This is a genomic window from Desulfovibrio sp. DV, from assembly GCF_001936595.1.
GTDB lineage: Bacteria > Desulfobacterota > Desulfovibrionia > Desulfovibrionales > Desulfovibrionaceae > Solidesulfovibrio.
The window spans coordinates 1-15,257 of the sequence record NZ_MLBG01000114.1; the positions used below are offsets into that span (position 1 = coordinate 1).

Here is a 15,257-nt window from a genome sequence, read left to right on the forward strand (position 1 = left end):
ACATCTTCGCTCTCCCTTCTCCCCCCAAGGACATCCTAGCCATGCAGCGACAATTTGGGATCATCGGGCATCCGTTGGGCCATACGTTAAGTCCCTTGGTGCACAACTGGGGGTTTTCGCGTTTTGACCTGGACGGGCGGTACCGGCCGTGGCCGACGTTGCCTGAGGAACTGGCGGCGTTCATGGTGCGGTTGCGGCAGACACCCATTGAGGGGTTGAGTGTCACCATTCCGCACAAGACGGCGGTCATGGGCTATGTGGACGCGGTGACCGAGCTTGGGCAGGCGGTTGGGGCCGTCAACACGCTTTATTGGCGCGACGGGGTGCTTTGGGCCGACAATACCGATGTCGAGGGCTTTTGCCGGCCGCTGGCCGTTCGGGGCATTGCGCCGAAGAAGGCCCTGGTTCTGGGGGCTGGCGGCGCGGCCCGGGCAGCGGTGGCCGGCTTGGCCCGTCGGATGGGTGTGGCCGAGGTGGCCGTTACCGCGCGCACCTTGGAAAAAGCCGAGGCGCTGGCCCGGGAATTTGGCGTAACGGCCGTGGCCTGGGACGACCGGGCGCAGTGGGGAGCGGATTTTGTGGCCAACGCCACGCCCATGGGCATGGCCGGGCGGTTCGAAGGCGTGTCGCCCTATCCGGCCGGGGCGCTCGGGCCGCGCACGGTGGTCTTTGATCTGGTCTATAATCCCCATGAAACGCAGCTGGTCCTGGATGCCGTGGCGGCCGGGGCCTGCCTGGTGCCGGGCATCGAGATGTTTCTCTACCAGGCCGTGGAGCAGTTCCGGTTGTGGACCGGACTGACCCTGCCTGACGACGAATTGCGGCCGCTTCTTTTGGAAGCGCTGTATGGCAACGACTCCCCCGGGGAGACGGAGGATGACATCACATGATGGACACGCTTCGCGCCCTGGTGCGCTTTTTCGAGTCTGTGGGGCAGGTTGCGGCGCTGGTGCTGCTGGTGGCCGTGGTGGTCGGCGTGGCCCTTTTCATCTGGCTTGGCATGGTGAGCCGCAAAATGCCGCCTTCGGTGTCGCCGACCGGTGGCCCGCTGCGGTCCGATGGCACAAAGCCCAACTGGGTTTCGAGCACGGCCCGCAAGAACGATATTTTGCATTATATCGCCCCGCGGGCCAGCGCCGAAAACCCCATCCCGACCCTGGTCGAGGTTTTGAAGCAGGGCCGTTATACCGTGGTCGTCGCCACCGAGCGGTATATCCAGGCAACAGCCCGGTCGTCCCGGTTTGGCTTCATTGACGACATGGAATTTCTCTACGATCCGGCTGCCGGCCTGCTCCATGCCCGCTCGGCCTCCCGGGTGGGGCGCAGCGATCTGGGCATGAACCGCCGCCGCCTGACCGAAATTTTTAAGGAAGCCGGGCTGTAGCAGCCGCCGCCTCGTTGGAACGCACGCCAAGCGGCAACGCCGTTCCCCCGTAACCCCCTGCCTTCAGGTGGGATTCCAAAGGGCTCAGCCCTTTGGCCGCCGGAGGCATCTTCTGCCTTCTCTTCTCATTTATTGGCTGTGAATGGTCAACTGGGACCCGGTCTGGAGAGCGCCGCCGCTCTTGATGTTGTTCCAGGCCATGAGCGAGGACGGGTCCACATTGAATTTCTTGGCAATGCCCCACAGGGTGTCGCCGGGGCCGACCTTGTAATTGACGGACTTGCCGGCGGCCTTGGCGGCCGGTTTGGCTGCCTGGGCTTGTGCCGCAGGCGCGGCCTGGGGCTTGGCGGCCGGGGCGGGAGCCGGCTGGAACGGGGTCTGGGCAAAGGTCTTGGCGGCCGGCGGCTGGGGCAACGCGGCCGGCTTGGCGGCCTTGTCGTTTTTGGCTGGTTCGCGCGGGGCCGGTGCGGCGGCCTGGACCGGCAGGGGAGCCGGGGCCTTGGCCGAGCCGGGCAGGGTGAGCCTGTCGCCGGGGCGCAGTTTGTCGCTGCCCCGGTTGGCGGCGGCGAGTTGCTTGGCGTCGATGCCCTGGCTGCGGGCGATGGAGTGCAGGGTATCGCCGGCTTTGACCGTATAGGAGCCGGCCGAAGCGGTCTGGACCGGGACCGGGGCCGGGGCGGCTGGCTCGGGCACTTTTTGGCCGGGCTTTTTCGGGATGCTCAGACGCTTGCCGACCAGGAGTTCCTTGGGCGAGCGCAGGCTGTTGGCGGCCATGAGTTCCTGGGTGGAGACGCCGTGTTTGGCGGCGATGGAGCCGACGGTCTCGCCTTTGGCCACGGTGTGGTTGGTATCGGCCTCGGCCAGACCGGCCGGTGCGCCGGGCTTGCCGGCCGGGACGGGTTGGGCCGCGGCAGCGGCAGCCTGACCGCCCGGAATGTTGAGCCAGGACCCCTGGGTGAGGCGGCCGGCGTGTTTCATCTTGTTGGCGGCCAGGAGGTCCTGGGTGGAAACGCCGTATTTGCGGGCCACGCTGCCCACGCTGTCGCCCTTGTTGACGCGGTGGCGCTGGGGCTTGGCCGCGGCAAACGGTTTGGGGGCACAGGCGTCGGGTCCTTCGGCCAGGGCCGAATTGTCGGCACCCGAAGCGCTGAGCGCCACCCGCACGGTCTGTCCGGGCGGCAGGGTTTCGGGCAGGGAGGCGTTTAACTGGCGCAGTTCGGCCACGGGCATGCCGGACTTGCGGGCAATGTTCCACCAGGTGTCCCCGGCCTCGGCGGTGTAGGTTTGCCCTCCGGCCGGCGGATAATTGCCGGGATTACTTAAAAAAGCCAGGGCGACCTGCTCCTTGGCCACAGGCACGTAGACGTTGACGGTCATGTCCGGCGGGCTGACCTGCCGGCGAAAGCCCGGGTTGTACTCGCGAAACTGTTCCCAGGGCATGGAGCAGGCCTGGGCCAGGGCGGCCAGATCGGTGCCGCCGGGCGCCGGAACCTCTTTGAGGTTGGGGCCGGCCTGCCAGTTGACCTTTTTAAAGCCCAGGGTGTCGAGGTTCTGGAAGATCTTGAGGACCGCCAGGAATTTCGGCACGTAGTGGCGGGTTTCTTCCTTGAGGAGCTTGGGGTCTTTGGCGATGTCGAAGAAGTCGCACTGGCCGCTGGCGGCCATGACCCGGGAGATCTTGCCTTCGCCGGCATTGTAGGCGGCCAGGGCCAGATTCCAGTCGCCAAACATCTGGTAGAGTTTGGTTAAGTATTTGGCGGCGGCCACGGTGGATTTGTAGGGATCGCGGCGCTCGTCCACCCACCAGTCGACGGTGAGGCCAAAGCGGCGGCCGGTGTAGGGCATAAACTGCCACATGCCGCCTGCGCCGACCGGCGAGTAGGCCATGGTGTTGTAGCCGGATTCAATAAAGGGCAGGGCGATCAAGTCCGGCGGCAGGTTGTAGCTGGCCAAGACAGCCCGCACATAGGGCAGATGCGGTTCGGCCCGGCGCAGCCAGGTATCCATGGAGCCGCGTTTGTCGATGGAGAAGTACTGGAGAAAGACCTGCACTTCTTCATTTTCTTTGACGTCGAGGTCGAACTGGATGGCTCCGCGCGAGGCCAGGGCCTTTTTCTCCTGCTCGGTCAGGGGCCGGCCGCGCTGGAGATTTTGCAAAATCTGGCTGGTATTCCAGAGTTCCGGCTCCAGGTTGGCCTTCATATCGGCGTTGGACTTGTCGTATTGCTTCCCGGAACACCCGGAGAGCAGCAGAAAGGCGGGGAGAAGGACGAAAAGGAGATATCGGCCCATGCACCATACTCCAAAAGGAAAAAAGACCGGAAGGCGGGTTTCGCCGTCCCGAGGAGGTTGTCGAAGGAGGTTTAATAGACTCAATCTATTAATAATTCTGTACGCTTTAGTCCAAAGTTGACGAAAACGCAAGGAAAAAGAACTTGTGGTTACGGGCGGTTTGCGGCATTTTGCGGCATGACCAAAAATGATCGCAATCGCCGGCCGTCCCCGAACCGCCGGCCTGATGGCCCGTCTGAACAGCGCGATGACCGACGCTCAAATTCCGGTTCCGAAAAACGCAACGCGTCCGGTTCCGGCTCCGAAAAACGCAATACTTCCGGTCCCAGCCGACCGTCCAGCCGACCGCCGGCCCGCAAGGCCGGGCCGCGCGACGACCAGCGCTCCGACCGTCCGGCCGGAGGGCGCGGCGATTCCCGCGACCGCGGGGGCGACCAGCGGCCAAGCCGTCCCTCCGGCCCGCGCAGTGACTCCCGCGACCGCACCGACGACCAGGGCCGTCCCCGTCGCGACGGCGACCAGCGCCCGACCCGTTCCTCCGGCCCGCGCGGCGATTCCCGCGAGCGCACCGGCGACCAGGGCCGCCCCAGGCGCGAGGGGGACCAGCGCCCCGGAGCGCGGGGGGATTCCCGCGACCGTGACAACGACCAGGGCCGTCCCCGTCGCGACGGCGACCAGCGGCCGGGCCGTTCCACCGGTCCGCGCGGCGATTCCCGCGAGCGCACCGGCGACCAGGGCCGTCCCCGGCGTGAGAGCGACCAGCGCCCCGGCCCGCGCGGGGAAAAGCGCGAGCGCACCGATGACCAGAGCCGTCCCCGCCGCGACAACGACCAGCGCCCCGAGCGCCAGTCCGACCGCCGCGACGGCTTCAAGGGCAAGCCCGAAGGCGACCGCCAGCAGGCCTACGATGCCGGCCGCCGCTATGGCGAACGGCCCGGGCGCGAGGACGAGGCGCGTCCCCAGGTCCGCACCGAGGCTGTGCCCACCGTGCTGCCCGAGGACATCCTGCCGGGCAGAAAGCCGGTGCGGGAGCTGATCGAGCAAAGCCCACAGAGTGTGGATGACGTGCTGCTGCGCCAGGGCCTTCGCGGCGCGGACGTGGACGCCATCGTTACCGCCTGCATGGCCGCCGGGGTGCGCTACCGGTTCATGCCGGCCGGCGACATGGATAAAATCTATCCCGGCAACCATCAGGGCTTCCTGGCCCGCCTGTCCGCCGGCGATCTGGCCAGCCTGGAAGACGTGCTTTTGGCCACCAAAAACGCGCCGCTGCCGGTTTCCCTGGCCCTTGACCGGGTGCAGGACCCGGGCAATGTCGGCACCCTGGCCCGTACGCTTTTTGCCCTGGGCGGCGGCGGCCTGATCGTGCCCAAGCACGAAGGCGCGCGGCTTGGACCGGGTGCGGCCAAGGCTTCGGCCGGGACGCTTTCCCGTTTGCCGGTGGCCAAGGTGTCCAATCTGGCCCGGGCCTTGGACGAGGCCCGCGAGGCCGGATTCACCATCATCGGCGCGGCCGGCGAGGCCGAAGCCCTGAATGTCTATACGGCCACGCCGGATTTCCCCATCATCCTGGTGCTTGGCAGCGAGGACGAGGGCATCCGGCCCGGCGTGCTCAAACGCTGCCAGAGCGTCTACCGCATTCCCCAGGCCCGGCCCCTGGACTCCATCAACGTGGCCCAGGCCGGGGCGATCATTCTGGGACGTCTGGCCTCGATTCTGGATCAGGGGAACTGATCCGGTCGCTGCATTCGGCCAGGGAGGCGCGTCTGGGGCGGGTGACCGCCCAGGGCGCTTCCCAGGCCGGTGGGGCGCAGTAGGCCGCTCCCGGCAGCACCACCCGCCAGGCGTGCAGCCGCATGGGCGGCGCGCCGCCGCCGTACTTGGCGTCGCCAACCAGGGGATAGCCCCGGGAGGCCAGCTGGGCGCGAATCTGATGCGTCCGTCCGGTTTCCAGGCGCACTTCCACCAGACTGGCGGTGGGCATGACGGCCAAAAGCCGCACCTTGGCCACGGCCTCTTTGCCGGTCTCGCCGGACACCATCCGTTCCTTTCCCGGGCCACCTTCCTTGGCCAGCCTGTCGCGAAGCGTCACCCACTCGTTTTCCTCGCCCAGAAGCCACCGTCCCCAGACCCAGGCCAGGTAGTCCTTGCGGGCCTGTCCGGACAGCATGGCGTCGTGGATATGGCGCAGCGCCCGGTAGCTTTTGGCCACCAGAAGCAGGCCGGTCGTATCGCGGTCCAGACGATGGGCCGGGGTGGGGCGAAAGGGTGCGTCAGGATAGCGGGTGTTTAGAAGCGTGGTCAGAGCCACGGTGTGGCCGGAGCCGGGATGCACGGGCAGGCCGGCGGGTTTGAGCACCACCAGCAATTCGTCGTCTTCGTGCAGGATGTCCAGGGCCGGATGGCCGGGTGTTGCCGCCCTGGCCCGGCCGGCCGGCGACGGGGCCGGTTTGCCGGCGGGCCTGGCCCGGCCGGGTGTCGCTGGCGTGTCTGGCGTCTTTGGCCTGTCGCCGGGACCGGGACGCGGCCCCGGGGTGCCGGCTTGGGCCTGACCCGGCCCGCCGGTTCCGTCGGGGTCATAGGGCGGCACGCGCACGAGCTGGCCCTGGCCCACCCGGTCAAAAGGTTTGCAGCGTTTGCCGTCGAGGCGCACCTGTCCGGTGCGGATAAATTTCTGCAAAACGGCCTGGGGCAGGCCCGCCCCCAGACGCCGGGCCAGGTATTGCAAGAGCTTCTGGCCGGCCTCGGCCGGGGTGACGGTGAAGGTCTGGACGGGAGTTTTCATAGTGCGGCACTGACACCGGGCGTATCCAGACAGGGGGGATGAAACCCCCCGTACACGTTTCCAGGGGAGCGCGCGGGGAACCCCTTTTTCAGCGGGGGTCCCCGCGTGTCTTCGCTTCTCGTTTTCTGCCTCGCTGCCCCCGGCTAGGGGGCGAGCTTGAAGCGGTTGGAATCAACGATGAGCATGACCATCGAATCCTGGCCCAGGCCGTTATGGTCCTGGGAGGACAGGGTATAGACGCCGGAGACGCCGACCACCCGTTCGAGTTTCTCAAGCGCGGCGCGCAGGGCCTCGGGGTCGGCCTTGCCGGCCTTTTCCAGGCCCGCCCGCAGAAGGGTCAGGGCGTCGTAGGCATAGCCGGAGTGGGTATTGAGCGGAAACTTCTCCTGGATGCCGTTGTCCTTGTAGGCCTTGATAAACGATTCGATGACGATTTTTTGCGGGTCTTCGTCGGGCAGGGATTCCGGGGCCATGAGCTTGGTGCCGGGCATCACCGTGCCGCCGGCCGTTTCGCCGGCCATATCCAGGTAGCTGGGGCCGGGCTGGCCGTGGCTTTGCACCAACAGCGGGCGTTCGCCGGGCAGGGCCGCGAAGTTCTTGGCCGCGATGGCCCCGGCCGGTCCGATGGTCCAGACCACGGCGGCCTGGGGCTTGGCGGCCTGGAGCTTGAATGCCTGGGCCGAGAAGTCCGTGCCCTTGTTGTCAAAGCTCTCTTCGGCCACGATCTCGATACCGAATTTGGCGGCATTGGCCTTGAGTTCGGCCAGACCGTCCTGGCCAAAGGCGTCTTTGGAGCTGAGCACCGCGATTTTCGTGATGTTTTTGCCCTTCAGGTAGTCATAAATCTTGGCCACGGCCGTGGCCGTGCGCTGCGGGGCCTTGAACGTCCAGTCGTAGGGGCCGAACTTGTCGCCGGCAATAACGGCGTCGCCGCCAACGGTCATGATGACCGGGACATGCTTTTCCTCGGTGTACTTTTTGACAGCCAGCCCTTCGCCGGTGGACGTGGGGCCGATGATCGCCAGGACCTTGTCGCCCTCGACCAGTTGGCGGGCCTGGCGCAGGGCCACGTCCGGGGAGGATTCGGTGTCGTAGGCGATGAGTTTAAGCGGCCGGCCAAGCACGCCGCCCATGTCGTTGATCTGCTTGACGGTCATTTCGGCCACGAGCTTGCTCGGCGTGCCAACCACGGCGGCCGGCCCGGACTGGGCGAAAAGCCCGCCGATGATGATGGGTTCGCCGGTTGCCTGGGCGAAAAGGCCTGTGGCGGGCAGGCACAGCAGGGCAGCAAGCAGGAGCAGGACTTTGACCATGGGGAAGCCTCCGATACGGTGTGGTCTCAGCAAGAGCGGCAGAAGATTTTTACCGTATCGGGGGGCGTTGTAAATCATTTTTGCAAGGTGCCCCCTGCCAACGGGGGTAACGTCGGCAGGGGGAAGACGAGGCAGAGAAGGTCCCGCTCAAGACAGGAAGGGGAAAAATGTCGCCAGAAAAGGTAATGCGCTAAGGATTGTCCCAATTATTTCTGAAGTTTTTGCGATGGTATTGTTGGTTGCCTTGATTTTTTGGTCCAGAGCGTTGAGCTCACGTGAAAATCCATGAAGCGTGGCACTGGCCGCATTATAAATGGGGTTGTCCATATTGCTGGCTATAGTCGAAAGGTCAGTGGCCAGTGAGCCGGCATAAATGGCTGTTTCGTTGAGCAATTCATGCTTGTAGGATGTTAGGGCGTAAGCAATATTCAGACATGTTGAAAGATACGTCGCTTTTGAAGCAAGGTTGCTCAGGTATTTGTACGGAGTGACAGAAGTGTCTGGTGTGGACAAAGTCGATTGATACTGCTCAATGCTGCGGTTGAGTTCATCGATGTCAGCTCCCGATTGGGTAGCTATGACGGAAGATGTAATAACTTGTAGCTTTGCATTGATATGCTGGGCGTCGATAAGTGTTCCGATCAAGTATTTCGTTGTGCTGTCGTTGCTGTACTCCTTCAGTTTTTTTAGGATATCGATAAACACATCAAGAGAGCCAGTTTCCAGGGGGTGGCTTGTTTTTTTAATTCAAACTCAAGTATGGCCTTCTGAAGCAACGTTTGAATGTTTGTATTCATGATTTATTCTCCTTTGCCCCAAGGATATTAAGGGCTGATTCTATAGTTTGAATTTGAAGAGAAATGTTCGTCAGAGATGTTGAGAGACTGCCACTGTCATCATCGAGAGCCTTTTCAAGGTCGGCGTGAAGCTGTGAATAGCTTGCAAGCATTGCGGTGGTCTCGTCCAAAAGCAGGCAAGTGAGTTCAAACTTGTGCTTCTTTTGTATCAACTCTTGGAGCGCGTTGAATCGCTCTGTCGCCTTTTTTTTGTCAGCGGCCTTGATTTCGTCGAATTTTTTTTGATCTTGAGCAAGGGTTGTATGGTAATAATTGACTACTGCTAACGCAACTGCTCCAGATGGAGCGTTTGGCGGCGAGCATGAGCCAATGTCTATAGCCATATGCCGCAATACTTCCTGCAAAGTAGGCGTAGCCTGGGAAATAATGTATTTTACCTTTGCATTCCTTGCTTTCTCAAGGCCATAGATCGCAATTGCTGCAGCACCGTCAGCTATCTTAGAAAACGAAATTGTTGCAAGTTTTGGATACATTTTTGATATAATGCTTGTGTTGGCTGTATCCATTGCTTTCCCAAATGACTTTATATTTGTATTAAGATCTGATATGCTCGAACTGGACATAATAGCCTTGAGAGAATTTGAGTACATGGAAAGGTATTGAAGAAAAGCTACCCTGACTCGGAAGTTTTCGGCATAGTGTGCTTGGAACGGGCTTAAGTTGTCGATGCCATAATTCTCTTTAAGAACCAACAGGCGTTGGCCGCTCGAATCAATTGCCCGGAGTAGCTGGTCTGTCTCATGGTACTGGGACTGTGGCAAACTGAGTAATTCTATCTTTGGAAGGTCTTGAGTGATTGATGACGTCACTTTCTGGAAACTATCAAACTGGGCGACGGCTTTTTTGGGTGTTGCGTTGCAGCCAGTCATTCCAAGGATCAGAATAGAGGAAATCAGGAACCAGAAGTACTGAAGCGATGCTTTGTCTTTCCGCCAGCACATGTCCATGGTGTTCCCCTCGAAATAAGTTTAATTGAAATAACACCACAAAAAACTATTATAATATATCGATTCATCTAATTCATGAGGCGTAAATACCAATATGACAGAATCTGTCAACGGCTTGTACAGAGGAGATTGGAAAAAACGGGGGAAGGGTGCGAAAGGAAAACGCTTATTTTTTCATGCGCCAGTAGCCGGCGAGCAGGGCCGCGCCGAGCAACAGTCCGTTGACCAGGGTGCGGGCGTCGCCAAGCACCGACAGCCAGCCCATGGCCGTTTCCAGGACAAGGGCGGCCAGGATGGGCCGCAGCAGATTGCCCGGGCCGCCAATGACGAGGAATAAAAGCGCTTTGAGCGACAGTTCCAGGTGGAACTGCTCGGGGCTGATAAAGCCGGTGTAGTGGCCGTGGACTACCCCGGCGGCGGCGGAAAGGCCGCCGCCCAGGCCAAAGGACAGGGAGCGCACCGAGGCCCGGTCGATGCCAAGGCTCGAAGCGGCCTGGCTGTCGTCGCGGCAGGCGGCCAGGGCCCGGCCAAGCCGGCTGTCGCGCAGGGCCAAAAAGACGTAGGACCCCACGGCCAGAAGGCCGGCAAACAGGAAAAAGGTCAGCTTGTCGCCCCCAAGCTCCCCGATGCCCGGCAGAGCCAGCCGGCTGTCGGCCATGAGCCCGGCCGAACCGCCGGTGGTGCCCTCAAGGGTCAGCACGAGGTTGGTAAATACCAGGGACACGCACAGGGTGGCCATGGCCAGAAAGCCTTCGCCCAACCGTTCCATGGGACGGCTCAGCGCCGCAGCCAAAAGGCCCGTGCCAAGCACCACCGCCGGGACAATGAGCAGGCTGGCCCCGGGAAAGCGGGCATGGAGCAACACCGAACCGTAAGCCCCAAGCCCGGCAAAGGCCGCCTGGGCCAGGGAAATCTGGCCGCCAAGGCCGAGGCAGAAATTGAGCGCCAGGACATTGACCGCCAAAAACAGGTGCTGGTTGACGGCCAGCAGCCGAAAGCCGGGCGTGAAAAGCCCGATGGCGGCCAGGGCGGCAAAAAACAGGGCCAGCGAGGTGCGGCGCGATGCGTCCATGGCTTACGGGCGCTCGTCGTGCTGTCGCGGGGCGGCCACGAGCAGGATGATGATCAGGGCATAGATGGCGGTTTCCTTGACTTCACCGGACAAGGTCAGCACCAGCGCCGCCTCGGCCAGCCCCAGGACAATGCCGCCGGCAAACACTTTGCCAAGTGAGGTGTAGCCGCCGATGGTGGCCGCGGCAAAGCCCTTGAGGCCAAGGCCAAGCCCCATGTCGTAGCGCAGCCCGGTCTGGGGGCCAACGGCCAGGGCGGCCAGGGAGGCCAGCGCCCCGGCCAGGGCAAAGGACAGGGCGTGGCAAAAGACCGTATCAACCCCCTGGAGCCGCGCCCCCACGGCATTCTGGGCCGTGGCCCGAAGCCCCCGGCCCAGGCGGGTGCGGTTTAAAAAAAGGCCCAGCACCACCATGCACACCACGGCCAGGACCAGGGCCGTGGCTGTATCGCGTCCGAGAAAAAGCGGTCCCAGGCGCAGGTCGGGCATGGGGATCAGGCGGGGCGGCATGAGCGGATTTTTGCCCCAGGCCAGGATGGCCACGCCCTGGAAGACGAGGCTGGCCGCCACGGTGAGCATGAGCTGGCGCAAGGGCGCGGCCCGAAGGGTCAGGCCAAGGGTGGTGGCGAAAAGCGCCCGGCCAAGGAGATAGCCGGCCAGACTGGCGGCCAGCAGGGCCAGCAGCGGCGGCAGGTTCATGACGCCGGATAAGCTGGTGATAATGAGCCCGCCAAGCAACAGCAACTCGCCCTGGGCGAAGTTGATGAGCCGGCTGGCGGAAAAGATCAGGGAAAAGCCCAGGGCCATGATGCCGTAGACGGCCCCCAGGGCCAGTCCCGAATTGACGATCTGGGCCAGATACAAGGCGAACAAGGCGACCTCGGCAAACCAGGGTTACAGACGCGAAAAACGGGGGAACCGCAGCACGATGCGGTTCCCCCGTCGTGGTGTCAAGGGGCGGGGCTATTCGGACTGGTCGATGCCGTATTCGCCGGGCTGGCTCAGGCTCGAAGCGTCGAGCTTGTAGGCCAGCACGATGGTGCGGCGGGCGTAGACGCCGGCAGCGCCCGGCCAGGTATTGAGGCACACCACCAGTTCCTTCTGGCCGTCGTTGTCGATGTCGGCCAGGGAGTAGCCGGTGATGGTGCCCTTGATGCGCCGGGTCTTCCACAGGAGGTTCATGCCGACGCCATCCCAGTACAGGGCATGGATTTCGCCCTGGGAGAAGGTGCGGAAGGTCTCGAAGAACTGGGCGGCCAGGGAGATGTTCTTGCTGACCAGCACCTCGTAGCGCTCATCCTTGTCCAGATTGGAGACGATCATGGGCAGCGGGATGTAGTAATACGTCCAGAGGTGGTCGGTCTTGGGCTTTTCCATCGGGGCCATGAGCGGGTCGAATTCCAGGCCGACGGCCGAGCCGCAGTACTGTTCTTCGGTGGCGGCCACGCGCTCGCCCTTGGCGGTATAGACCACGATGCGGTCCTGGTCGTCGTTTATGATGACCTTGTAGCCGCTTTTTTCAGGCACAAAGGCAAAGTTGAACGGGTTGGCCTTGCTCGGCAGGGGGATGCGGGTGGACAGCTGGGGCTGGCCGCCGGAGAAAATGACGTTGTGCACGCCCGAGACGAAGATTTCCTTCGGCTCGCCCTTGGAGCCGATCAACTGGCGGTTGAAGTCCGGAGCAATGGCCGCCACGTTGAGGTACAGCTTGATGTCTTTTTGCGTCTCGACCAGCTTGTTGCCGTCAAGGCTCAAGATGAACGAACGCGGCTCCTTGAAGTAGCTGGCCGAAACAATGATCTCGGCCTTGCCGTCGCCGTTGACATCAATGGCGCTGATATTGAGCAGCATGAGGTTGGGCGGGGTCTGGTACTTGGCGATCGGCATCAGCTGGCGGTCTTTGTAGCTGAAGGTCTCAATCGAGTTCTGGGCCAGGATGGCCACCTCGTTTTGCCCGTCGCCATTGAAGTCGGCGATGGCGATGCCGCGGGAGACGATGGGCATGGACTGGCTGCGCCACACGCCCGGGGTCTCGGAGGGACCGGCATAGCGGAAGCTCGGGTTGAGGTAGGCCTTCTGGTTTTCACTGGTCTGGTTGACCACGAAATCCGGATTGAGCTGGTTGATCGAGTCGCCGCCCTTGCCCCCGGCCGACGCAGCCGGGCGCTGGAAAATTTCATTGTTGAGCGCCTGGGCCGTGCGCTCCATGGACGGAATCAGATCGGCAATCTTGGTGTTGAGCGACTTGGGCCATTTCTTGCCGTCGCGGCCAACCACCATGATGTCCACACTGGCCTGTTCGCCGGAAACCGTCACCGAACCATAGGCGAGGAAATCCACGCCAAGTTCGCCAGCCGTTTTCTTGGCTTCGGAGTCGGAAGCCGGAGCCTTGGCCAGTTTGTTGCCGGCTTTGGCTTTGTCCATGGGGGCGAGATGGCCGGGCCAGTTCATTCGCGATTCGAGCATGCTCTGCACGCCCTGGCCCAGATACTGGTATTTCTCAGGCCCATGAACGGTAAACGGGGCTACGGCAAACGTCTTGACCTCAGCGGCCAACACGGACGCCGGCAGGCACAGCAGGGCCGCAACCAGCAGGACAAGGCGACGGAAAAGCATCATAAGGGTTCCTCCGGGTCCATATCGGACCGTGTTCTCCGGGGACGTGGCGTCGGCAGATCGAAGCCGGACCGCCGCGAGGCCCTGCATTACTATCAAGCCAGGGGCGTTGCAAGGCCCGGCAAGCCTCTTTCCTTCGTCCACACGTCTGGTCATGTCGTGCGCGACTCCATCCGGTTACGCCCCTTCTCGCCTTCGTCGCCCAAACCTTGCCGCAACGTCACCCAATCGCCGCCCCCGGCCCTTGCCTAATCGCCCGGCCAAGGCTACCCCTCTGCGGCCCAACTCCCGGAGGAACTGCGCCCATGGTTCGCAGACCGTTTCTGACCCTGGCCCTGGCCATCCTGCTCTTGTCCGCCCGCTCGCCGCTCCCAGCCGCCGGACTGTCCGCCACTCCCGACACCATCGTCGTTGCCGCCAAGACGACCCTGCGACAGACGGACCGCAAACTTCTCGGCATCAATCTCAATTATCTTTTGGACAATGACGCCAACCGCCCCCCCGGAGCCCGCCCCCTGGCCCGCTCCCTGGCCGATCTCGGCATCGGCTCCCTGCGCTACCCGGGCGGGGCCAAATCCGACGTGACCCTCTGGGCCGCGCCACCCTACCGCAAACCCAAACCCACCCTGGCCCGGTTCGGTCCCGATGAATGGCCCTCCAATGATCGCCGGGTCTACGATCTCGGGGCCAAACATTTTACCACCACGCCCCTGGACTTCGACGCCTTTATCAAACTGTGCCGCGAAACCGGGGCCGAACCCGTGGTGGTCATCCCCCACGACGCCATGTACCGGCCGGCCGCCGACGGCTCCACCGCACCCGATATGGCCACCCTGCTGCAAAACGCCGTGTCGCTCGTGCGCTACGCCAATATCGAACGCGGCTATGGCGTCAAATATTTCGAAATCGGCAACGAATCCTATTTCTACGTCTACGACGGCGGCTCCCGGGCCAAGGACTACGCCCGCGACCTCACCCTGTTTGCCGCCGCCATGAAAGGCGTCGATCCCACAATCAAAATCGGAGCCAACGGGCCGGTCGGAGCAACAGACGTCGGCAGTCTCGACAACATGATGGGCGAACAGACCATCTGGTGGCAGGCCGTCTTCGCCGGGGCCGGGTCCAGCATCGATTTCGTCTCCGTCCATGAATACCCCTGCTACGAATGGTTCGGCTACGACCCCTACCGCACCCAGCCCGCCCCCATGCTCGGCGTCGGCGAAATCGACAAGGCCGCCCGCGCCTACGGCCCCACCGGACTGGCCGAACGCCTGCGCTACCTGCTCACCGAAATAAACTCCGCCGACTGGTACGGACATCCCCAGAATTCCGGCTGGAAACACGAAAACACCCTCGGCCACGCCCTCGTCCTGTTTGATATGCTCGCCCAGGCCATAAGCGACCCCCGCGTCGTCACCGCCCAGATCTGGGCCACCCGCTGGCTCAATAATGGCCAAAATCCCGAACTCTGGGACGCACTCGACGCCAACAACCAACCCCTGCCAACCGGCACCGCCGTCAAACTCCTGGCCGACCACCTCGGTTCGCGTATCGTCGCCAGCACCGATATCCCCGGCATCCGCACCTTCGCTACCCGAAACGATCGCAAAAAAGAACTCACCCTCTTTCTTATCAATAAAGATACCCCCCGACAGGCCACCGTCCGCCTCGACGGCGCAAAACCCGGTAAACATGCCTCCCAGGCCGTCTGGTCCGGCCAAGGCCCCGACGATAAACACCCCCGCCTGCACTGGCAAAACACCATCCCCACCACCGGCAACGAACTGCACCTGAACCTGCCGGCCGTGTCGTTGACTATTTTGACAGTGCCTCTGGTGTAGGTGGCTGTAGGTGGTAGGGAGGGGAGAAAGGCGGAAGAGAATCGGGGCTTTGCCCCGAACCCCACCGGGGGGATGATCCCCCCGGACCCCTGCGATGGGGTGGGTGGGCGTGTGGGCGTGTGGGCGTGTGGGCGTGTGGGCGTGTGGGGTGGT

12 protein-coding genes are annotated in these 15,257 nt (G+C 62.9%); 4 read left to right on the top strand and 8 right to left on the bottom strand.

What is annotated here, in order from left to right:
* Positions 1-41: 41 nt before the first annotated feature.
* Together DVDV_RS18545 and DVDV_RS18550 are read left to right on the top strand one after the other, a co-directional pair.
* Positions 42-890: a shikimate dehydrogenase gene (locus DVDV_RS18545; protein ID WP_075356095.1), complete on the top strand. Its 849-nt coding sequence runs from the start codon at positions 42-44 to the stop codon at positions 888-890.
* Positions 887-1,384 (top strand): DUF1499 domain-containing protein, encoded by a 498-nt coding sequence (locus DVDV_RS18550; protein ID WP_075356096.1) that lies wholly within the window; start codon positions 887-889, stop codon positions 1,382-1,384. The genes DVDV_RS18545 and DVDV_RS18550 overlap by 4 nt, the downstream gene beginning before the upstream one ends.
* Before the next feature lie 129 nt (positions 1,385-1,513).
* Here DVDV_RS18550 and DVDV_RS18555 read toward each other — a convergent pair whose 3' ends face one another.
* Positions 1,514-3,676 (bottom strand): LysM peptidoglycan-binding domain-containing protein, encoded by a 2,163-nt coding sequence (locus DVDV_RS18555; protein ID WP_075356097.1) that lies wholly within the window; start codon positions 3,674-3,676, stop codon positions 1,514-1,516.
* Positions 3,677-3,853: 177 nt separating this feature from the next.
* Between DVDV_RS18555 and DVDV_RS23970 the strand changes: the two genes are divergently transcribed.
* Entirely contained in the window at positions 3,854-5,410 is a 1,557-nt protein-coding gene (locus tag DVDV_RS23970) for a TrmH family RNA methyltransferase (protein ID WP_139311666.1), read from the top strand.
* Here the strand turns inward: DVDV_RS23970 and DVDV_RS18565 are convergent.
* The 7 genes from DVDV_RS18565 to DVDV_RS18595 form a co-directional block, all read right to left on the bottom strand.
* The gene (locus DVDV_RS18565; RefSeq protein ID WP_075356098.1) at positions 5,367-6,461 is read right to left on the bottom strand and encodes an RluA family pseudouridine synthase; all 1,095 of its coding nucleotides are present in this window, start codon (positions 6,459-6,461) and stop codon (positions 5,367-5,369) included. The two genes, DVDV_RS23970 and DVDV_RS18565, sit on opposite strands and share 44 nt — an antisense overlap.
* 143 nt (positions 6,462-6,604) lie before the next feature.
* Positions 6,605-7,774, bottom strand: coding sequence for an ABC transporter substrate-binding protein (locus tag DVDV_RS18570; RefSeq protein WP_075356099.1), 1,170 nt, complete (start codon positions 7,772-7,774; stop codon positions 6,605-6,607).
* Positions 7,775-7,921: 147 nt separating this feature from the next.
* Positions 7,922-8,479, bottom strand: coding sequence for a hypothetical protein (locus DVDV_RS18575; RefSeq protein WP_075356100.1), 558 nt, complete (start codon positions 8,477-8,479; stop codon positions 7,922-7,924).
* An 88-nt stretch (positions 8,480-8,567) separates the two neighbouring features.
* Entirely contained in the window at positions 8,568-9,578 is a 1,011-nt protein-coding gene (locus DVDV_RS18580) for a hypothetical protein (protein WP_075356101.1), read from the bottom strand.
* Positions 9,579-9,744: 166 nt separating this feature from the next.
* Positions 9,745-10,650, bottom strand: a complete 906-nt coding sequence (locus DVDV_RS18585) for a branched-chain amino acid ABC transporter permease (RefSeq protein ID WP_075356102.1) — start codon at positions 10,648-10,650, stop codon at positions 9,745-9,747.
* 3 nt (positions 10,651-10,653) lie between these two features.
* Positions 10,654-11,520: a branched-chain amino acid ABC transporter permease gene (locus DVDV_RS18590; protein ID WP_075356103.1), complete on the bottom strand. Its 867-nt coding sequence runs from the start codon at positions 11,518-11,520 to the stop codon at positions 10,654-10,656.
* 90 nt (positions 11,521-11,610) lie between these two features.
* Positions 11,611-13,266, bottom strand: coding sequence for a VCBS repeat-containing protein (locus tag DVDV_RS18595; RefSeq protein WP_075356104.1), 1,656 nt, complete (start codon positions 13,264-13,266; stop codon positions 11,611-11,613).
* A gap of 302 nt (positions 13,267-13,568) precedes the next feature.
* Between DVDV_RS18595 and DVDV_RS18600 the strand changes: the two genes are divergently transcribed.
* Positions 13,569-15,104, top strand: a complete 1,536-nt coding sequence (locus DVDV_RS18600; RefSeq protein ID WP_075356105.1) for an alpha-L-arabinofuranosidase — start codon at positions 13,569-13,571, stop codon at positions 15,102-15,104.
* The last annotated feature ends 153 nt before the right edge of the window (positions 15,105-15,257 follow it).